Source organism: Rugamonas sp. FW305-51 (assembly GCF_058786935.1).
Window position 1 is genome coordinate 41,617 of sequence record NZ_JBYSZG010000022.1, and the last position, 19,419, is coordinate 61,035.

General features: G+C 68.9%; 16 protein-coding genes. All 16 read left to right on the plus strand.

Features of this window, described 5'->3' with window-relative positions; genetic code table 11:
* Positions 1 to 20 precede the first annotated feature (20 nt).
* The gene (locus AC3WOS_RS16240; RefSeq protein WP_492717058.1) at positions 21 to 1,025 is read left to right on the plus strand and encodes a hydroxyquinol 1,2-dioxygenase; all 1,005 of its coding nucleotides are present in this window, start codon (positions 21 to 23) and stop codon (positions 1,023 to 1,025) included.
* Positions 1,026 to 1,121: 96 nt separating this feature from the next.
* Positions 1,122 to 2,585, plus strand: coding sequence for an aldehyde dehydrogenase family protein (locus AC3WOS_RS16245; RefSeq protein ID WP_492717059.1), 1,464 nt, complete (start codon positions 1,122 to 1,124; stop codon positions 2,583 to 2,585).
* Between the two features lie 11 nt (positions 2,586 to 2,596).
* Positions 2,597 to 3,670 carry a maleylacetate reductase gene (locus tag AC3WOS_RS16250; RefSeq protein ID WP_492717060.1) on the plus strand — a complete coding sequence of 358 codons (1,074 nt, stop codon included), beginning with the start codon at positions 2,597 to 2,599 and terminating at the stop codon, positions 3,668 to 3,670.
* A gap of 107 nt (positions 3,671 to 3,777) precedes the next feature.
* Entirely contained in the window at positions 3,778 to 4,680 is a 903-nt protein-coding gene (locus AC3WOS_RS16255; RefSeq protein ID WP_492717061.1) for a SphA family protein, read from the plus strand.
* A gap of 37 nt (positions 4,681 to 4,717) precedes the next feature.
* Positions 4,718 to 5,992: an ABC transporter substrate-binding protein gene (locus tag AC3WOS_RS16260; RefSeq protein ID WP_492717062.1), complete on the plus strand. Its 1,275-nt coding sequence runs from the start codon at positions 4,718 to 4,720 to the stop codon at positions 5,990 to 5,992.
* 16 nt (positions 5,993 to 6,008) lie between these two features.
* On the plus strand, positions 6,009 to 6,731 hold the full coding sequence (locus AC3WOS_RS16265) for an ABC transporter ATP-binding protein (protein WP_492717063.1): 723 nt from the start codon (positions 6,009 to 6,011) through the stop codon (positions 6,729 to 6,731).
* A complete protein-coding gene (locus AC3WOS_RS16270; protein ID WP_492717064.1) occupies positions 6,728 to 7,447 on the plus strand; it encodes an ABC transporter ATP-binding protein in 720 nt (239 codons plus the stop codon). The genes AC3WOS_RS16265 and AC3WOS_RS16270 overlap by 4 nt, the downstream gene beginning before the upstream one ends.
* Positions 7,444 to 8,322: a branched-chain amino acid ABC transporter permease gene (locus AC3WOS_RS16275; protein ID WP_492717065.1), complete on the plus strand. Its 879-nt coding sequence runs from the start codon at positions 7,444 to 7,446 to the stop codon at positions 8,320 to 8,322. Before AC3WOS_RS16270 ends, AC3WOS_RS16275 begins: the two co-directional genes overlap by 4 nt.
* Before the next feature lie 10 nt (positions 8,323 to 8,332).
* A complete protein-coding gene (locus AC3WOS_RS16280; RefSeq protein WP_492717066.1) occupies positions 8,333 to 9,364 on the plus strand; it encodes a branched-chain amino acid ABC transporter permease in 1,032 nt (343 codons plus the stop codon).
* A 14-nt stretch (positions 9,365 to 9,378) separates the two neighbouring features.
* Positions 9,379 to 10,239: an intradiol ring-cleavage dioxygenase gene (locus AC3WOS_RS16285; protein ID WP_492717067.1), complete on the plus strand. Its 861-nt coding sequence runs from the start codon at positions 9,379 to 9,381 to the stop codon at positions 10,237 to 10,239.
* Complete coding sequence (locus tag AC3WOS_RS16290) at positions 10,236 to 10,538, plus strand: Dabb family protein (protein ID WP_492717068.1); 303 nt, start codon at positions 10,236 to 10,238, stop codon at positions 10,536 to 10,538. Before AC3WOS_RS16285 ends, AC3WOS_RS16290 begins: the two co-directional genes overlap by 4 nt.
* A gap of 291 nt (positions 10,539 to 10,829) precedes the next feature.
* Positions 10,830 to 12,509, plus strand: a complete 1,680-nt coding sequence (locus AC3WOS_RS16295) for a methyl-accepting chemotaxis protein (RefSeq protein WP_492717069.1) — start codon at positions 10,830 to 10,832, stop codon at positions 12,507 to 12,509.
* Between the two features lie 330 nt (positions 12,510 to 12,839).
* Positions 12,840 to 14,465 carry a methyl-accepting chemotaxis protein gene (locus AC3WOS_RS16300; protein WP_492717070.1) on the plus strand — a complete coding sequence of 542 codons (1,626 nt, stop codon included), beginning with the start codon at positions 12,840 to 12,842 and terminating at the stop codon, positions 14,463 to 14,465.
* Between the two features lie 579 nt (positions 14,466 to 15,044).
* Positions 15,045 to 16,859, plus strand: a complete 1,815-nt coding sequence (locus AC3WOS_RS16305; protein ID WP_492717071.1) for a DUF1302 domain-containing protein — start codon at positions 15,045 to 15,047, stop codon at positions 16,857 to 16,859.
* A 22-nt stretch (positions 16,860 to 16,881) separates the two neighbouring features.
* On the plus strand, positions 16,882 to 18,234 hold the full coding sequence (locus AC3WOS_RS16310; RefSeq protein ID WP_492717072.1) for a DUF1329 domain-containing protein: 1,353 nt from the start codon (positions 16,882 to 16,884) through the stop codon (positions 18,232 to 18,234).
* A 114-nt stretch (positions 18,235 to 18,348) separates the two neighbouring features.
* A complete protein-coding gene (locus tag AC3WOS_RS16315; RefSeq protein WP_492717073.1) occupies positions 18,349 to 19,350 on the plus strand; it encodes a WD40/YVTN/BNR-like repeat-containing protein in 1,002 nt (333 codons plus the stop codon).
* Positions 19,351 to 19,419 lie beyond the last annotated feature (69 nt).

A 19,419-nucleotide genomic window follows, 5' to 3' on the forward strand; every position in this document is an offset into this window, starting at 1 on the left:
GAACCGAAGGAGAGATAAAGATGAACGCAGCTACCCAATTCGACGTGCTGGCCAGCGCCGCGCACCCGGTCCTCGGCTACCAGGCCTACACCCTTGGCGACTTTTCATTCGAACGCGACGAATACTTTGTCCACATCCGCTGGGTCACGGCGAAGGGCAAGCAGCTCTCGCACACGCTCGATGCCGGCGACTTCCTGCGCGCGCTCATGCGCGACGTGGGCTGGGGCTTCTTCTACGGCTGGGTCAATTTCGACAGCGTGTTCGGCACCACCAACCATTACAACACGGTCGACGTGTTCGCCGGCAGCTACAACGCCAGCTACAAGACGGCCGGCGCCGACCTGCTGCAGAACTTCCCGTCCGAGCAGGTGCGCCAGACGTTCGTGGCCATGCTGGAAAACTGGACCAACGACGGCTTCGATCCCTACGCCGCGCCGCTCGAAACGGGCAGCCCTTACGGCCGCAAGCACGGCGACAACACGGGCGCCGTGCGCCGCCTGCGGCAGCTGGCCGCGCGCTGCGTGGGCCTGCGCGACGACCTGGCCATGCGCACCGATGCCGGTGGCTATCCGGTCAACCGCGCCTTCGCCGACGTGGCGCAGGACGCGCCGGAGCTGCACCCCGAGCCGGGCTTCGAGGACGAAGTGCACGCCTTCAACCTGTTCGCCTACCTGTCGCGCTCGGACGTGGTGTGGAATCCCTCGTTCACGTCGGTCGTCAAGCACAGCTACATGTGCCCCACCACGGAAGAGCACAAGCTGCCCATCATCCACGGCAACGACCGCGTCGAGTGGTTCTTCCAGATGAGCGACGAAATCACCTGGGACTGCGGCGACAAGCTCACCGCCGAACCGCTGGCGCGCATCGTGATGAAGGCCGGCGACATGGCCGCCATGCCGGCCAACTGCCGCCACCAGGGCTATTCGCCCAAGCGCTCCATGCTGCTGGTGTGGGAGAACGGCTCGCCCAAGGTGGTGCATGACATCCTGGCCGGCAAGTCGCCGGTCTACCCAGTGACTTTCTAACCCCCCCAAACTCGTATCCGGCGCAGTACCGCAGTGGATGGGCCCCGGCCCATCCAGCGGACCTGCTCGCCCGTTCCATCTGTCAGCGGAGAAGCTATGCAAACCAAACTATTCATCGATGGCCGCTTTGTCGAGGCCGAGGACGGCGCCACCCTGGCCAGCCTGAACCCGCACGACAACTCGGTGATCGCCCACGTCGCCATGGCCGGCAAGGCCGACATCGACAAGGCGGTGGCCGCCGCCGCCCGCGCCTTTCCGGCCTGGTCGCGGCTGCCGGCCATGGAGCGGGGCCGCCTGCTGCTCAAGCTGGCCGACGCCATCGAAGCCAACGCGGACCAGCTGGCACGCCTGGAATCGCTGGACACGGGCCACCCGCTGCGCGACACCCGCGGCCTGGACGTGCCGCGCACGGCCGCCACCTTCCGTTATTTCGGCGGCATGGCCGACAAGGTGGAAGGCAGCGTGGTGCCGGTGGAGGCGGGCTTCCTGAACTATGTGCTGCGCGAGCCGCTGGGCGTGGTGGCCCAGGTGGTGCCGTGGAACTTCCCCCTCATGTTCACCAGCTGGAAAATGGGGCCGGCACTGGCGGCTGGCAACTGCGTGGTGATGAAGCCGGCCGAGCTGACCCCGCTGTCGACGCTGCGCATCGCCGAGCTGATGGCCGAAGTGGGCTTCCCGCCCGGCGTCGTCAACATCGTGCCCGGCCTGGGCCACGTGGCCGGCCAATACCTGGCCGAACACGAGGGCGTGGCCAAGATCGCCTTCACCGGCTCCACCCAGACCGGTCGCCGCATCGTGCAAGCGTCGGCCGGCAACCTCAAGAAGATCCAGCTGGAGCTGGGCGGCAAGGGCGCCAACATCGTGTTCGGCGACGCCAACGTGGACGCGGCCGTCAATGGCGCCGCCTTCGGCATCTTCCATAACCAGGGCCAGGCCTGCATCGCCGGTTCGCGCCTGGTGCTGCATGCGGCCATCGCCGACGAGTTCCTGGAAAAATTCACGCGCCTGGCCGGTTCCATCAAGCTGGGCGATCCGCTCGACCTCGCCACCGAGATGGGGCCGCTGACGTCGCAGCAGCACCGCGACCGCGTGCTGTCCTACTGCGACGTGGCGCGCGCGGACGGCGGCCAGGTGCTGTTGGGCGGCCGGGCGCCGGCCGACCCGGCCCTGGCGGCGGGCTTCTACGTGGAGCCGACCATCGTGCGGGCCGACGTCCGCGACCGCGTCAGCCAGGAAGAAGTGTTCGGCCCCTTCGTCACCGTCACCACCTTCGAGCGCGATGAACAGGCGCTGGTGATCGCCAACGGCACGCAATATGGCCTGGGCGGCGGCCTGTGGACGCGCGACCTGCAGCGCGCGCACAAGGTGGCGCGCGAGATGGTGTCGGGCATGGTCTGGATCAATTGCTACAAGCGCGTCAGCCCCGGTTCGCCGTTCGGCGGCGTCGGCCAGTCCGGCTACGGACGCGAGATGGGCTTCGAGGTGATGCGCGAGTACACCCAGCCCAAATCGGTCTGGATCAACGTGGACGCCAACGTCGCGCCCCATTATCCGCGCTGAGGACGGGCACCATGGACAACTTCATCTTTTCAGCCGCCTTTCCCCGAGTCGTGTTCGGCGCCGGCAGCCTGCAGCACGTGGGGCGTGAAATCGATCAGCTGGGCGCGCGCCGGGCGCTGGTGCTGTGTACGCGCGAGCAGCGTCCGCTGGCCGAGCGGGTGGCCGCGCTGATCGGTGAGCGCTGCGCCGGCATCTACGACGGCGCCGTCATGCACGTACCGATGGAGACGGCGCGCGCCGCGCGCACCCTGGCGTGCGAACTCGGCGCCGACTGCGCCATCGCCGTCGGCGGCGGCTCCACCACGGGGCTGGGCAAGGCCATCGCGCTGGTATCCGAACTGCCCATCCTGGCCATCCCCACCACCTATGCGGGCAGCGAAATGACGCCCGTGTACGGCATCACGGAAGGGGGCGTCAAGAAAACGGGGCGCCATGCCCGCGTGCTGCCCAAGACCGTCATCTACGATCCGGAACTGAGCCTGACCCTGCCGCCGGCGCTGTCCGTCACCAGCGGCATCAACGCCATGGCCCACGCGGTGGAGGGGCTGTACGCCCAGGACCGCAACCCGATCATGGACCAGCTGGCGCTGGCCGGCATCGCGGCGCTGGCGCGCGGCCTGCCGCGGGTGCTGGCCGCACCGCACGACGTGGCCGCCCGCGCCGACTGCCTGTACGGCGCCTGGCTGTGCGGCGCGGTACTGGGCAGCGTCGGCATGGCCCTGCACCACAAGTTGTGCCACACGCTGGGCGGCAGCTACAACCTGCCGCATGCCGAGACCCATACCGTGATCCTGCCGCACGTGCTGGCCTACAACGCCAGCGCCGTGCCCGAAGTGGCGGCCCGCATCGCCGCCGCCCTTGGCGCCAGCGACGCGGCCCAGGGCATGCTGGCGCTGGCCCGCGCGCTGGGTGCGCCGCTCACGCTGCGCGAACTGGGCATGCGCGAGCAGGACCTCGACGCCTGCGCCGACATCGCCGCATCGAATGCCTACTGGAATCCGCGTCCGGTGACCCGCGCCGCCATCCGCGCGCTGCTGGACGACGCCTGGCACGGCCGCGATCCGGCCGCCGCCGCCCCAACCTGAGGAGAACGCCACCAACCACCAGGCAACCCACAGGCGGCCCATTGCCAGCCAATGAACCGCAATAGCGCAGTTGCAGTCATCACATAAGAACCACAAAGGAGACCATCATGAAAGCAAAGACTACCGCCACGACCCGGCGCGCCCTGTGCGCCGCCGCCTGCCTGACCATGCTGGGCGCGCACGCGACCGAAGGGGGCGGCTCGACCTACCCGATGGGGGCGGAAAGTTATATGTCGGCCGCCATGCCGCCGGCCGGCGTGTACACCATCCTGTTCGCCAACCGCTACCGCGCCGACGAACTGAAGGACCGGCGCGGCGACACCATTCCGCTCGACTTCAATGTGACGGCCAACGTGCTGGCGCCGCGCCTGATCTGGGTGCATGACGCCACGCTGTTCGGCGGCCAGGTGGCGCAGGCCATGATCGTGCCGCTGGTGGACCTGGACGTGGCCGTCAACGGCGCGCGCCAGAAAAAGCAGGGCGTGGGCGACATCATCGTCACCGCGCTGGCGCTGGGCTACCACCACAGTGCCCAGCTGCACAGCGTGCTGGCGCTCGACATCCTGACCCCGTCGGGCAGCTACAGCCAGGACGCGCTGGCCAACCTGGGCCGCCACTACTGGGCCATCGAGCCGGTGTACACGGTGACCCGCATCGACCCGGCCGGCCTGAACTGGGACGTCAAGCTGATGTACGACTTCAACCTGCGCAACAAGGACACCGGCTACCGCTCGGGCCAGGAACTGCACGCCGATTACTCGCTCGGCTACGGGCTGGGCAACAACTGGGTGGTGGGCGTGGGCGGCTATGCCTACGCGCAGACCACCGACGACCGCCGCCACGGCCTGGCCGTGGCCGACAACCGCGGGCGCGCCTATGCCATCGGCCCGGCGCTCAAGTACGACACGGGCAAGGGCTTCTTCGTCACGCTCAAGTACCAGAAGGAGCTGGGCGTGCGCAACCGGGCCGCAGGCAGTGCGCTCTGGCTCAAGGCCACCATTGCGCTGTGAGCGCCGTACCGTTCCCCACCCATCTTCCGGAGTCATCATGAAAACAGTACAACTCGCGCGCCGCCGCCTGCTCGGCGGCACCGCCGTCGGCCTGGCGCTGGGCGCCATCGGCATCACCCCCGCGCTGGCCCAGTCCAAGGAAATCCGCATCGGCTACGTCTCGCCGCAAACGGGCCCGCTGGCCGCCTTTGGCGAGGCCGATAAATGGGTCATCGCCAGCCTGCACGACAAGTTCAAGGCCGGCGTCGACATCGGCGGCAAGCTGGTGCCGGTACGCGTCATTCTCAAGGACAGCCAGTCCAGCCCCAATCGGGCGGGCGAGGTGGCCAACGACTTGATCCTGAAGGACAAGGTCGACCTGATGCTGGTGTCGTCCACGCCGGAGACGGCCAATCCCGTGTCCGACGCGTGCGAACTGAACGAGGTGCCGTGCATCTCGACGGTGGTGCCGTGGCAGCCCTGGTTCTTCGGCCGCAACGGCAATCCGCAAGCCGGCTTCAAGTGGACCTATCATATGTTCTGGGGCCTGGAAGACGTGATCGCCAGCTTCACCCATGGCTGGGCCAAGGTGGCCACCAACAAGCGCGTGGGCGGCCTGTTCCCCAACGACGGCGACGGCAACGCCTGGGGCGACAAGTTCCTCGGCTTCCCCCGCACGCTCGATGAACTGGGCTACAAGCTGACCGATCCCGGGCGCTACCAGAATATGAACCAGGATTTCTCGGCCCAGATCGCCGCGTTCAAGAAGGCCGACGTCAACATCGTCACCGGCGTCATGATCCCGCCGGACGCCAAGACCTTCCTCACCCAGGCGCGCCAGCAGGGGTTCCGGCCCAAGGTGGTCACGCTGGGCAAGGCACTGCTGTTCCCGGGCGCGGTCGAGGCGCTGGGGGAGCTGGGCGCGGGCTTGAGCGCCGAAGTGTGGTGGTCGCCGTCCCATCCGTTCAAATCCTCGCTGACGGGGGCGCGGGCGGCCGAGCTGTGCGACGCCTACGAGGCCCAGACCGGCAAGCAGTGGACCCAGCCGCTGGGCTTTTCGCACGCATTGTTCGAGGTGGCGCTGGACGCCCTGCGGCGCGCCCACAGCACCGACCGCGACGCGCTGCGCGCGGCCATCGCCGCCACCAGCATGGACAGCATCGTCGGCCCCGTGAAGTGGGGCGGGCGCGGCCCGTTCAAGAACGTGTCGAAGACGCCGCTGGTGCTGGGCCAGTGGGTCAAGGGCAAGAAGTTCAAGTACGAGCTGGTCATCGTCGACAACCAGGGCGCGCCGTCCGTCAAGACCGGCGGCGCCATCAAGCTGATGGAGTGAGGCGATGGACACGACCATGGAAACCCTGTTGGCAGTGGAAGGGGTCAGCAAGCGCTACGGCGCGCTGACGGTGACCGACGACATCAGCTTTTGCGTCGGTGCCGGCGAGACGCTGGGCATCCTGGGGCCGAACGGGGCCGGCAAGACCACCCTGTTCAACCTGATTTCGGGCGACGTCAGGGCCGACCGGGGCCGGGTGCGCTACGCCGGGCACGACATCCTGGGCCTGCCGGCCCACCGGCGCTGCCGCATGGGCATCGGCCGTTCCTACCAGGTGCCGCAGCCGTTCGGCGCCATGACGGTGTTCGAGAACTGCCTGGCCGCCGCCACCTTCGGCGGCGGGCTGTCGGAGCAGCAGGCTTACCCGGTCTGCGTCGACGTGCTCACGCAAACGGGCTTGCTGGCGCGCGCCAACCGGCTGGCGGGCGGCCTCACGCTGCTCGACCGCAAGCGCCTGGAGCTGGCGCGGGCGCTGTCGACCGGGCCGCGCCTGCTGCTGCTCGACGAGATCGCCGGCGGCCTGACCGAGCACGAGGCGCACCAGCTGGTGGCCGAGATCGCGGCCATCAAGGCGCGCGGGGTGGCCATGATTTGGATCGAGCACGTGGTGCACGCGCTGCTGGCGGTGGCCGACCGCCTGCTGGTCATCAATTTCGGTGCGCGCCTGGCCGAGGGGGCGCCGCAAGCGGTGATGGACGACCCGCAGGTGCGGCGCGTGTACATGGGAGCGGCGGCATGACACCATTGCTGGAAACACGGGCGCTGGAAGCGCGCTACGGCGACTTCCAGGCGCTGTTCGGCATCGACGCCGCGCTGCACGCGGGCGAAACGGTGGCCATCATCGGCGCCAACGGCGCCGGCAAATCGAGCCTGCTCAAGACCATCACCGGCATGCTGGCCGCGCCGCCGTCGGCCGTGCGCTTCAACGGCGAGGATATCGGCGGCATGGCGCCGGGCCAGATCGTGCGGCGCGGGATCGCCATGGTGCCGGAGGGGCGGCGTTTGTTCCCCAGCCTGTCGGTGCAGGAGAACCTGCTGATCGGCGCCTACAGCCGGCGATCCGGGCCGTGGGACCTGGAACGGGTGTACCGCCTGTTTCCCGTGCTGCGCGAGCGGCGCGCCCATCCCGGCACCGAACTGTCGGGCGGACAGCAGCAGATGGTCGCCATCGGCCGCGCGCTGATGAGCAATCCGGCGCTGCTGATCTGCGACGAAATCTCGCTGGGCCTGGCGCCGGTGGTGGTGCGCGAGATCTACGACGCCATGCCGGCCCTGACGGCCGCCGGCATGAGCGTCATCCTCGTCGAGCAGGACGTCGCCACGGCGCGCCGCGTGTCGCACCGGCTGTACTGCCTGCAGGAGGGCAGGGTGTCGCTGTCGGGCGCCTCGGCCGACATCACGCATGAACAGATTTCACAGGCTTATTTCGGCATCGCCAAGGAGCAGCGCACATGATGAACTGGATCGACACCCTGTTGCAGGGCGTCCTGGTGGGCGGCCTGTACGCCTTGTTCGCGATGGGGCAGTCGCTGATGTTCGGCGTCATGCGCCTGACCAATACGGCCCACGGCGACCTGACCGTGCTGGCCTCGTTCGCCGCCCTGGGCCTGCTGTCGGTGGCCGGCGCGCACGCCATGCCGCTGCCCTGGCTGGCGCTGGCGCTGCTGCCGCCGCTGGCCTTCGGCGCTGGCTACGGCCTGCAGCGCCTGGTGCTGAACGGCACTGTGGGCAAGGACCCGCTGCCTTCGCTGGTGGTCACCTTCGGCATCTCGGTCGTGATCCAGAACCTGCTGACGGAGCTGTTCAGCGCCGACCCGCGCGCCATCGACACCGGCGCGCTTGCCACCGGCAGCGTGCAACTGGGCGGGGGACTGGTGGCGGGCGTGCTGCCGCTGGCCGTGTTCGCCGTCGCCGTGCTGTGCGCGGCCACCATGCAGTGGCTGTTCAAGCACACGGCGCTGGGCCGCGCCTTCCGCGCCACCTCGGACGACCGCGACGTGGCCCAGTTGATGGGACTCGACGCGCGCCACGTGTATGCGCTGGCCACCGGCATCGCCTTCGTGCTGATCGCGCTGGCCGGCACCCTGCAGGGCATGCGCACCACGTTCTCGCCCACCGACGGCCCGGCCCTGCTGCTGTTCGCCTTCGAGGCCGTGATCATCGGCGGCATGGGCTCGTTCTGGGGCACGTTCGCGGGCGGGCTGGTGCTGGGTGTCACCCAGGGCATCGGGTTCCGGCTCGACCCCGGCTGGGGCGTCTGGTGCGGCCATATCGCTTTCCTGCTGATGCTGGTCGTCCGCCCGCAAGGCTTGTTCCCCAAAACCCGTTGAAGGAGTCGACATGATGCGCGACGCAATTTCCCTTTCCACCCCGGCCTACAGCGTGCAGCGGCGCACCCGCGCCAGCCAGGCCGGCGTGGCCGGCGCCATGCTGCTGTTGCTGGTGGCCGGCTCCATGCCCGCCTGGGCCGATCCGGCCTGGCTGCGCGAATTTAACCAGATCGCCTGCTATTTCATTTTCGCCAGCATGTGGAACCTGCTGGCCGGCTATGGCGGCATGGTCTCGATCGGCCAGCAGGCCTTCCTCGGCTTCGGCGGCTATATGCTGGTGATCCTGGCCAACTGGCTGGGCTTGAACCCCTTCCTGGCCGTGCCGCTGGCGGCGCTGCTGACGGCGCTCGTCGCCTGGCCCATGTCGAAGCTGGCGTTCCGGCTGCAGGGCGGCTATTTCGCCATCGGCACCTGGGTCATCGCGGAAGTGTTCCGGCTCTCGTTCGCCAATGCGTCGGCCATCGGCGGGGGCTCGGGCACCAGTCTGACGGCGCTGGCCGGCTACGCCAGGGCGACGCGCGAAGCGGCCACCTTCGCCATGACGCTGGCCGCGGTGGTGGCCACCATCGGCCTGACCTACTGGTTCCTGCGCAGCCGCCAGGGTCTGGCCCTGATGGCGGTGCGCGACTCGGGCGTGGCGGCCGAGTCGCAGGGCATCGACGTGCGTGCCACGCGGCGCGCCGTGTACCTGGTCGCGGCCTTCGGGGCCGGCCTGGCGGGGGCGCTGTACTTCCTGGGCAACCTGCGCATTTCGCCGGACGCGGCGTTTTCCGTGAACTGGACCGCGTTCGCCATCTTCCTGGTGATGATAGGCGGACTGGGGACGATAGAGGGGCCGATCCTGGGCGCCGTCGTGTTCTGGGGCCTGAACAAGTTCCTGTCCGATTACGGCACCTGGTATCTGATCGGCCTCGGCACGCTGGCCGTCATCATCACGTTGCGTTTCAGGACCGGACTGTGGGGCGCCATCGCCCACCGCTACGATGTGCATTTCTTCCCGGTGCAGCGCCGGCTGCGGCTGTCCGGCAGGGGCGGCAAATAAAAGGAGATGATGTGATGCGTAACATTAATGAAGAGACAATCACGCCCGCCGTGCTGGCGGCCATGGCGCACTGCGACAATGCGCGGCTGCGGACGGTGATGGCCAGCCTGGTGCGGCACCTGCACGGGTTCGCGCGCGAAGTGCAGCTGACCGAGGCCGAGTGGGAGCAGGGCATCGCCTTCCTGACCGGCGTGGGGCACATCACCGACCACCGGCGCCAGGAATTCATCCTGCTGTCCGACGTGCTGGGATTGTCGACCCTGGTGACGGCGCAAAACAACGCCAAGCCGGCCGGCTGCACGGAATCGACCGTGTTCGGTCCGTTCTTCGTCGATGGCGCGCCGCAGTACGAGCATGGCGCCGACATCGCCAACGGCGCCAGGGGCACGCCATGCCGGGTGAGCGGGCAAGTGCGCGGCATCGGCGGCGAGCCGGTGGCCGGCGCCGTGATCGACGTCTGGCAGTCCGATGAGGAGGGCAATTACGACGTGCAGGCGGCCGGCGCGCACCAGCACCGGGCCCGCGGCCAGTTGCGCAGCGGCGCCGACGGCCGTTTCCATTTCCGCTCCATCCTGGCGCAGCACTATCCGATTCCCCATGACGGGCCGGTGGGCGCCATGCTGGCCGCGCTGGGGCGCCACCCGTGGCGGCCGGCCCACCTGCATTTCATGATCCAGGCCGACGGCTACGAAAAGCTGATCACCCACGTGTTCCGCGCCGGCGACCCCTATCTCGATTCGGACGCGGTATTCGGCGTGCGCTCCAGCCTGATTGCGGACTGGGTGCGCCGCGCGGCGCCGGAGGACGACGCGACGCAGGCCGCCTATGCGCTCGAATACGACTTCGTGCTCAATCCGGCGGCGGTGGCGCCATGATCCGCCATATCGTGATGTGGCACGTCAAGGGCGATACCGCCGAGGAGCGCACGCGGGTGCGCGAGCAATTCCGGCAAGCCTTCGAAGGCTTGCGCGGCCGCATACCGGGCATGCTGCGGCTGGAAGTGGGGCTCGACGCCGGCATCGACGCCGACGCCTGCGATGTCCTGCTGTTGACCGAGTTCGCCGACCAGGCGTCGCTGCAGGCATATGGCAGCCACCGGGAGCACTTGCGGGTGCGCGACGCGCTGCAGAATTTGCGCGTCAGCCGTCATCAGATCGACTGTTTCGTCGCCTAAGCGCGGGACGTCACGTCCCGTGGCCGTGCTGCGCCCTGGGCCGGCCGCACGGCACCCTCCGCCCTTGCCGCCGGCCTGGCTGGTGGCCCGCACCGCTCCCGGCATCCGCCAATATAAGCAGCCCAACCTTGTCCAGACATGGGTGTGGCCAGTTGCCGTGGCCTGAGCGGCTGCCTAGTATATCCATAGCAAGTTGAGAGTAACGTCAACCGCCAGCCGGTCGTGCCGCCGCGTATCGGATCGCTGGCGGGGCAAACTGGCCTGTGTTGCCTGTCATGTCGGGAGATAATGATGCTACAAAACACCACCATCAAGGCCCGCCTGGCCTTTGCCCTGCTGTTCCTCGCCACCATGATGCTGGTCATCGGCCTCATGGGCCTGTTCAGCCTGGGCGGCACCAACGCCTCCGTCAAGACCATCTACCAGGACCGCCTGATCGCCATGGGGCAGCTGGACCAGGTGATCCGCGCCCTGAACCGCAACCAGCTCGCGCTGGCCCGGGTCGTTGGCGCCGATCCGGACAAGTTGCCGGCGGTGGCGGCCGGCATCGAACGGGAAAAAGCCCTGATCAACAAGGAATGGTCCGCCTACATGGCCACCTACCTGGCGCCGGACGAAAAAGTGCTGGCGGCGAAATTCGTCCAGGCGCGCCAGCGCTTTCTGGAGCAGATCTTGAATCCCGCCGTCGTCGCGGCCCGCGACAAGGATGTCGCCACCGTCACGGCGCTGGTGCAAGGCCCCATGGAGAGCAGTTTTGCCGGCGTGCGCAGCTCGCTCAATGAGCTGATCCAGATGCAGCTTGACATCGGCAAGGCCGAATACGACGCCAGCCAGCGGACCTATGAGCGTTTCCGCGCCATCTCGATCACCCTGATCGCGCTCAGCCTGCTGGCCGCCGCCGCCATCGGCGCATGGCTGGTGCGCAGCATCACGGCGCCGCTCGACTATGCGGTGCGTATCGCCCGCAGCGTGGCATCGGGCGACCTGACCCAGACGGTGGAGGTGGCCTCGACCAACGAAATGGGCCAGCTGCTGCGGGCCATGAAGGACATGAATGCCAGCCTGCAGAGCATCGTGGGCGAGGTGCGCAGCGGCTCGCACACCATCGCCACGGCGGCCGGCGAGATCGCCTCCGGCAACCTGGACCTGTCGTCGCGCACCGAGCAGCAGGCCAGCTCGCTGGAAGAAACGGCATCGTCCATGGAACAACTCACCAGCACCGTCAAGCAGAATGCCGACCATGCGCGCCAGGCCAGCGAACTGGCCGTGTCGGCCTCGGAAGTGGCCGTCAAGGGCGGCGCCGTGGTGCGGGAAGTGGTGCAGACCATGGGCGCCATCAACGATTCGGCGCGCAAGATCGTCGACATCATCACCGTCATCGACAGCATCGCGTTCCAGACCAATATCCTGGCCTTGAACGCGGCCGTCGAGGCGGCGCGCGCGGGCGAGCAGGGGCGCGGCTTTGCCGTGGTGGCGTCGGAAGTGCGCAACCTGGCGCACCGTTCGGCCGCCGCCGCCAAGGAGATCACGGCGCTGATCAACGATTCGGTCGACAAGGTCGGCACCGGCAGCAAGCTGGTGGACCAGGCCGGGAGCACCATGCTGGAGGTGGTGCTGAGCGTGCAGCGGGTGTCGGACCTGATCGGCGAAATCACCCTGGCCAGCCAGGAGCAGAGTTCCGGCATCGAGCAGATCAACCAGGCCATCACGCAGATGGATGAAGTGACCCAGCAGAACGCGGCGCTGGTGGAGCAGGCCGCCGCCGCCGCCGGCTCGCTGCAGGAACAGTCCGAACACCTGGCGCAGGCCGTCGGCGTGTTCAAGATCGGCGACACGCCGGCTGCGCCAGCCAGCTCCGCGCCCGCGCGCATGGTGTCGCGGGGGCGGTGCGCGCCCGTCATCGCCATGCGCAAACCGGCCCGGCGCCTGGGCACCACGGCGGCGGACCGAACGGACTGGAAAGCAAGCTAGCGCGGCCGCTGGCCAGGGGCCGTCGTCCGGCGAGAGGGCGAGATACCACTACTTTGAATATGGGTATTTCGCATCCCGCGACAACCGGTTGCCAGTTGCTGACAAGCGGACCGTCGCGCCACCGGGGCCGTTGACATTGGGCGGCCCGGTGGTCGACACTGTATCTTGCCAATCGGAAAATAATCACAACACGTGCGGCCGGCGGCGCAGCCAGGACGGGCCAGGCCACGCCGCCATGTCCTCCCTGCGCCTGCCGCAATCGGCTGGCAGCTCCCATGACGCGCCAGTGTCGCGTTCCGGCCCGGTCACACCCAGAGTACCAGAGCCACTATGCGCATTAATCTACCGGTGAGCCAGCGCGCTTACACCTTCCCGGCCGACCAGACCATCGTGTCCGTCACCGACACCAAGGGCCGCATCGTCTATTGCAATCCCACGTTCGTTACCGTCAGCGGCTACACGCGCGAGGAACTGATGGGACAGCCGCACAACCTGGTGCGCCACCTGGACGTGCCGGCCGAAGCGTTCCGCGACCTGTGGGCCACCCTCCAGGAGGGGCGGCCGTGGAGTGGGCTGGTCAAGAACCGCCGCAAGAACGGCGACCACTACTGGGTGCTGGCCCACGCCGCGCCCATGATGGATGGCGGCCGCATCACCGGCTACCTGTCGGTGCGCACGGCGCCCGATCCGGCCGCCGTGGCCCAGGCCGAGCAGCTGTACGCCCAGATGCGGGCCGACGCGGCCGCCGGCCGCCCGCGCCATGTGCTGCGCCGCGGCCAGTTGCTGCGCTGCGACTGGCGCGGCCGGCTGCGGCGCCGGCTCACGCCCACCAGCCTGGGCTGGCTGGTGGGGCTGCAACTGCTGGCCGCGGCCATGTTGCTGGGGCTGGGCCGGGCCGGCCTGCCGCTGTGGGGGCAGGCCGTGGGCGGCGCGCTGGTGGCGGGCATGGCCACGGCCGGCGTGTGGCGCCTGACCGTCGCGCGCCTGCACGGCGTGCTGCGCGACGCCAACCAGCTGGCCGCCGGCGACCTGGCGCACCCGGTGGCCACGGGCGCAGCGGGCATGGTGGGCCAGCTGCAGCACGCCCTGGCGCAGCTGGCCGTCAACCTGCGCGCCGTGGTGCGCGACGTGCGCGACGAAGTCGACCACCTGCGCGTGAGCGCGCACGATATCGCGGCCGGCAACCAGGACCTGTCGGCCCGCACGGAGGCGCAGGCGGGCAGCCTGCAGCAGATGGCGGCCGCGCTGGCGGCCATCAACGACAAGGTGGGGCAGGGTGCGCAGGCGGCCAGCCAGGCCACCGACCTGGCCGGGCAGACGGGCGCCGTGGCCGGCCGCAGCGACGCGGCGGTGGATGCGGCGGCCCAGGCCATGGCCGACATTTCGGCCTCGTCCAGCCACATCGGCGAGATCATCCACCTGATCGAGTCGGTGGCGTTCCAGACCAACCTGCTGGCGCTGAATGCGGCGGTGGAGGCGGCGCGCGCCGGCGAAGCGGGCCGCGGCTTCGCCGTCGTGGCCACCGAGGTGCGCACGCTGGCCCAGCGCACGGCGGCGGCCACCCAGCAGATCAAGCAGCTGGTGGCCGAGTCGGCCGACCATGTGCGCCAGGGCGCGGGCCGCACCGACGAGGCGCGCGCCCGCATGCGCGAGGCCGTGCAGTCGGTGGCCGAGGTGACCGACGTCCTGGCCGGCATCAGCCACGCGGCCCAGCTGCAGCAGGCCAGCATGGCCGAGGTACACGCGGCCGTCGGCCACATCGACGGCATGACCCAGCAGAACGCGGCCATGGTGGAGCAGCTGGCGGCGGCCGCCGGGGCCCTGTGCGAACAGGCCGACAACGTCAACGATTCGGTGCGCATCTTCCGCCTCCAGGCCGGCGAGGCCACCGTGGCCGACGCCGACGCGCCGGCGCTGCGGCGGGCGGCGCGCGCCCGGCAGGAACAGCAGCCGTAATCGTCGCTCCTACCGGAGCTCGTCGCTCCCACCGGGCCGGCGCCGCGCTGACGGCAGGTCCGGGGCGGGCGGCAGTGCCGGCCCTGCGTGCCCACAGGCTGTGCCAGCGCCAGTGCGCCTCCGGGCGGCGCTGACGCATGGGGCGACCGCAGCCACCGCCCATGCATTTGCTCCCACATCTCCGCCACACCTCGCCCACACCTCGCCCACACCTCGCACACATCTATCCCACCGCTTGCCGGCGCCGCCTCCGCCTCCGCCCCCACCGCGGGCCGCTGTGCACGACGCGCCACGTCCTTTGTGTTTGTCACGAAATGCGAAGTGCTCGTCGTGAAATGGAAACGGGATTTTTCGCTTTGGATCCTATGATGGCTCATCGCTGACCCGGACCGGACAACATAGCCCGGCCAGGACAGCGGGGCTTATACGATGAGGAGACCGCATCATGCCTTGCGCGCCACGCCGCCCCCTCGCCAGTAGACGCACCCGCCTTCAGCCACGGATTTGCCGCCCATGCGGCAAGAGAGCAGCACCGTACCAGCAGCGTTTATAAAAAACATATAGAGGAGCAGGCGCAGTATGAAACCAGCACAACCCTACCACCCCCTGGCACTGAAAGCACTGGCAGCGGCCCTGTGCGCGATCGGCGTGGCCCACGCGGCCGAACTGGAGACGGGCAATTCCGACCTCGCCATCCGCTTCGACAACACCATCAAGCTCAATTACGGCCAGCGCGTGAACGGCCAGGAAGCGGCACTCCTGAAGTCGGCCAACTTCGACGACGGCGACCGCAACTTCAACAAGGGTGCCGTGTCCGAGCGCATCGACTGGCTGTCGGAACTGGACGTCGTGTTCCAGCAAAAGATGGGGATGCGGGTGTCGGCCGCCGGCTGGTACGACCGCGCCTACGACCAGCTCGACAACACCAACGTGGCCAGCTCCAACCACCGCGAAGGCGGCAAGCCGGCGCTGGGCATGTCGGACTACGCCAAGCGCTACCACCGCGGTTCGGGCGAAATCCTCGATGCCTTCGTGTTCTCCAGCTTCGAGGTGGCCGACGTGCCGGTCAACGTCAAGCTGGGCCAGCACACGCTGTACTGGGGCGAGAGCCTGCTGTCGCCCATCCATGGCGTCAACTACGGCCAGTCGCCGATCGACCTGCTGAAGGGCTATTCCGTGCCGGGCACGGATGCCAAGGAACTGTTCCTGCCGCGCCAGGCCTTGTCGGCCCAGGCTTCCGTCACGCCGGAGCTGGGCCTGGCGGCCCAGTACTTCTTCAACTGGAAGCCGGCCCGCCTGCCCGAATCGGGTTCCTTCCTGGGCTTCTACGACTACGCCTTCCAGGGCGCCGAATCGTTCAGCCTGGGCCCGCTGGGCACGGCCGTGCGCCGCGAGGACAGCCGCGCGCCCAACCGCGGCGACTGGGGCCTGGCCGCGCGCTGGAGTCCCGAGTGGCTGGACGGCACGGTGGGCGGCTACCTGCGCCGCACCTCGGACCTGCTGCCGCAGGCGAACGTGCGCCTGGCCGGCCTGCCGGCCGCCATGTTCGGCCCCAACGGCGCGGCCGTCTGCAAGGCCGCCATTCCGGGCGCCGCCGTCGTCGGCAGCAACTGCCTGTTCTACCCGGTCACGCTGGGCGGCACCAGCCAGTACCAGTTCGAGTACGCCAACCACATCGACGTGCTGGGCCTGTCGCTGTCCAAGAGCGTGGCCGGCATCGCCGTCGGCGCCGACCTGTCGTACCGCCGCGATATGCCGATCTACAGCACGCCGGCGCTGCTGATGCCGGTCGGGACCAGCCCGGCCATCATCGCCGCGCTCAACGCCAAGCTCAATCCCACGCTGGTGGTGAAGGCAGGCGACCTGCCGCAGCAGGGCGACGTGAGCGGCGCGCGCGGCAACACGATACACGGCGTGCTCAACTTCCTGGGCACCATGGCCAAGACGCCGCTGTCCGACGCGGCCACCTGGGCCACGGAGCTGGTGTGGAACCGGGTCGACAAGGTCACGCAGGGCGCCCAGTTCTACCGCGGCCGCGATGACTACCACGGCGTCGACAAGGTCACGCGCAACTACTTCGGCCTGGCCCTGACCTTCACCCCGACCTGGTTCCAGGTGCTGCCGGGCGTGGATATGTCGGCCCCGCTCAGCTACTCGGTGGGCCTGAAGGGCAACTCGGGCGTGCAGGCGGGCGGCAACAAGGGCGCCGGCAACTACGCGGCCGGCGTGGCGTTCGACGTGCGCCAGAAGTACCGCTTCGATCTGAAGTACGTCAATTTCTTCGGCCCCCTGGCAACCGATCCGGTCACCGGCGCCGTCACCTCGTTCGGCGGCGTCACCTCGCTGCTGAAGGACCGCGGCTTCCTCGCCGCCACCTTCAAGACCACGTTCTGATAAGACAACAGGAGACAACACCATGTTCAAGCAAACCATCATGGCCGCCGCACTGGCGGCGGCAGCGGCGGCCCAGGCCGGCGTCACGCCCGACGAGGCAAAACAGCTGGGCACCACGCTGACGGCGGTGGGCGCGGAGAAGGGCGCCAACAAGGACGGCACCATACCCGAATTCACGGGCGGCCTGGCCGCGGCGCCGGCCGGCTTCGTCAAGGGCAGCGGCATGCGCCCCGACCCGTACGCGGCCGACAAGCCGCGCCTGGTCATCACCGGCAAGAACCTGGCCGGCCAGGAAGACAAGCTGACGGCCGGCACCCGCGAGCTGCTCAAGCGCTTCCCCACCTTCCGGGTGGACGTCTATCCGACCCACCGCCCGGTCACGCTGCCCAAGGCGCTGCTCGATAACACGGCCAAGAACGCCATCAACGCCAAGACCGCCGACGGCGGCGTGGGCGTGGAAAACGCGCTGGCCGGCGTGCCTTTCCCCATCCCCAAGAGCGGCTACGAGGTGATGTGGAACCACCTGCTGCGCTACCAGGGCCACGCGCTGACCACCAAGTACGAATCGTGGAATGTCGATTCGTCCGGCGTGCCCAGCCTGGCCACGGCCGGCGAGATTTATGAAGAGTTCCCGCTGTCGGACCCCAAGCACGCCGATGTCGCGAAACAGACCGACGTGTTCTTCCGCACCAAGCTGACCTACCTGGCGCCGGCGCGCCGCGCCGGTGAGGGCTTGATGGCGTTCGACGCCGTCAACCCGGTGGCCCAGCCAAGGAAGGTGTGGCAGTACCTGCCCGGCCAGCGCCGCGTCAAGCTGGCCCCGGACGTGGCCTACGACACGCCCAACCCCGGTTCGGCCGGCGCTTCCACCTACGACGACGCCTGGGTCTTCAACGGTGCGCTGGACCGCTTCGACTTCAAGCTGATCGGCAAGAAGGAGATGATCGTGCCCTACAGCGAGTACAAGCTGTTCGCGGCCAAGGTGGCGGCCGACGTCACCAAACCCAATCACCTGAACCCGGACTTCGTGCGCTGGGAACTGCACCGGGTGTGGGTGGTGGAAGCCACGCTCAAGCAGGGCAAGCGCCACATCTACGGCAAGCGCACCTTCTACATCGACGAGGATAGCTGGGTAGCGCTGGCCTCGGACCAGTACGACGCGCGCGGCCAGCTGTACCGCTCCTCGTTCGACCACCTGATCTACGCCTACGACGCGCAAGCGACGTACACCGGCAACCACGTGATCTATGACTTCGTCAGCGGCGCCTACAACCTGACCGGCATGTCCGGCCCGTACGGCGGCCTGAAGTACATCGACGCGCTGAAGCCGACCCAGTGGTCGCCTGAAGCCCTGGCCGGCTCCGGCGTACGCTGACCCGGCGTGGCCGCGCCCCGCGCGCGGCCACCCGCACCGTGTCTCGTTTTGGCTGCCGGCAGGCGACCTCCCTGGCGCCGCACTGCGCTGGCAGTCTTTTTTTGAGAGTTACACATGAACCGATTTTCACGCGCCGCCGCCGGCGCAATGGCGGGCGTTACGTTCACGCTGCTGATGGCGGCACCGGCCGATGCGGCCCCCTTTGCCGATCCGCTCGACACCCCGGCCATGGCCAGCGCGCTGGCGCCACGCGCGCTGCTCAACGGCCTGGCCCATGCCGGCGCGCGCATCGTCGCCGTCGGCCAGCGCGGTCACGTGCTGTATTCGGACGACCAGGGCGGCCACTGGCGCCAGGCCAGCGTACCCGTCTCGACCGACCTGGTGGCGCTGGTGTTCCCCACGGCCACCGAAGGCTGGGCCGTGGGCCATGACGGCGTGGTGCTGCACAGCGCTGACGCCGGCGCTACTTGGGAGCGCCAGTTCGATGGCCGCAAGGACGCCGAGGCCGGCGACAAGCCACTGCTCGACGTCTGGTTCGACCAGCAGGGCCACGGCCTGGCCGTGGGCGCCTTCGGCCTGGCGCTGCGCAGCGACGACGGCGGCAAGACCTGGCAGCACTGGGAAAGCCACCTGGACAACCCCAAGGCGCTGCACCTGAACGCGATCCGCGCCGTGGGCGGCGAACTGTATATCGTGGGCGAGCAGGGCCTGATCCTCAAGCGCAGCGCCGACGGCCAGCGTTTCGAGGCCGTCGCTTCGCCTTACCACGGCAGCTTTTTCGGCGCCACCGGTACGCAGGGCAGCCTGCTCGTGTTCGGCCTGCGCGGCACGGCCTTGCACAGCGCCGACGGCGGCAAGAGCTGGCAGCGCGCCGACACCGGCACCCAGACCGGCCTGACGGCCGGCCTGGCGCTGCCCGACGGCTCGCTGCTGCTGGTGAGCCAGGCCGGCCAGCTGCTGCGCAGCGCCGACGGCGGCGCCACCTTCCACCCACTGGCCCAGGTCAAGCCGGGACCGGCGTCGGCCGCGCTGGTGGCGGCACCGGGCCAGCTGCTGATCGCCGGTGCGCGCGGCGCGCGCCTGCAGGCGCTGGACGGCACGCCGCCCGCCAAATAGACCTACCGGATTCATAACCTGCACCAGAGCCGGGACCACCCGGCCGCCCTACACAACGAGGAACGAGAC

What these genes read in the sequence shown, in the direction of transcription:
- AC3WOS_RS16240 (WP_492717058.1), top strand. Translation starts at nt 21, where the DNA reads ATGAACGCAGCTACCCAATTCGACGTGCTGGCCAGCGCCGCGCACCCG.
- AC3WOS_RS16245 (WP_492717059.1), top strand. Translation starts at nt 1,122, where the DNA reads ATGCAAACCAAACTATTCATCGATGGCCGCTTTGTCGAGGCCGAGGAC.
- AC3WOS_RS16250 (WP_492717060.1), top strand. Translation starts at nt 2,597, where the DNA reads ATGGACAACTTCATCTTTTCAGCCGCCTTTCCCCGAGTCGTGTTCGGC.
- AC3WOS_RS16255 (WP_492717061.1), top strand. Translation starts at nt 3,778, where the DNA reads ATGAAAGCAAAGACTACCGCCACGACCCGGCGCGCCCTGTGCGCCGCC.
- AC3WOS_RS16260 (WP_492717062.1), top strand. Translation starts at nt 4,718, where the DNA reads ATGAAAACAGTACAACTCGCGCGCCGCCGCCTGCTCGGCGGCACCGCC.
- AC3WOS_RS16265 (WP_492717063.1), top strand. Translation starts at nt 6,009, where the DNA reads ATGGAAACCCTGTTGGCAGTGGAAGGGGTCAGCAAGCGCTACGGCGCG.
- AC3WOS_RS16270 (WP_492717064.1), top strand. Translation starts at nt 6,728, where the DNA reads ATGACACCATTGCTGGAAACACGGGCGCTGGAAGCGCGCTACGGCGAC.
- AC3WOS_RS16275 (WP_492717065.1), top strand. Translation starts at nt 7,444, where the DNA reads ATGATGAACTGGATCGACACCCTGTTGCAGGGCGTCCTGGTGGGCGGC.
- AC3WOS_RS16280 (WP_492717066.1), top strand. Translation starts at nt 8,333, where the DNA reads ATGATGCGCGACGCAATTTCCCTTTCCACCCCGGCCTACAGCGTGCAG.
- AC3WOS_RS16285 (WP_492717067.1), top strand. Translation starts at nt 9,379, where the DNA reads ATGCGTAACATTAATGAAGAGACAATCACGCCCGCCGTGCTGGCGGCC.
- AC3WOS_RS16290 (WP_492717068.1), top strand. Translation starts at nt 10,236, where the DNA reads ATGATCCGCCATATCGTGATGTGGCACGTCAAGGGCGATACCGCCGAG.
- AC3WOS_RS16295 (WP_492717069.1), top strand. Translation starts at nt 10,830, where the DNA reads ATGCTACAAAACACCACCATCAAGGCCCGCCTGGCCTTTGCCCTGCTG.
- AC3WOS_RS16300 (WP_492717070.1), top strand. Translation starts at nt 12,840, where the DNA reads ATGCGCATTAATCTACCGGTGAGCCAGCGCGCTTACACCTTCCCGGCC.
- AC3WOS_RS16305 (WP_492717071.1), top strand. Translation starts at nt 15,045, where the DNA reads ATGAAACCAGCACAACCCTACCACCCCCTGGCACTGAAAGCACTGGCA.
- AC3WOS_RS16310 (WP_492717072.1), top strand. Translation starts at nt 16,882, where the DNA reads ATGTTCAAGCAAACCATCATGGCCGCCGCACTGGCGGCGGCAGCGGCG.
- AC3WOS_RS16315 (WP_492717073.1), top strand. Translation starts at nt 18,349, where the DNA reads ATGAACCGATTTTCACGCGCCGCCGCCGGCGCAATGGCGGGCGTTACG.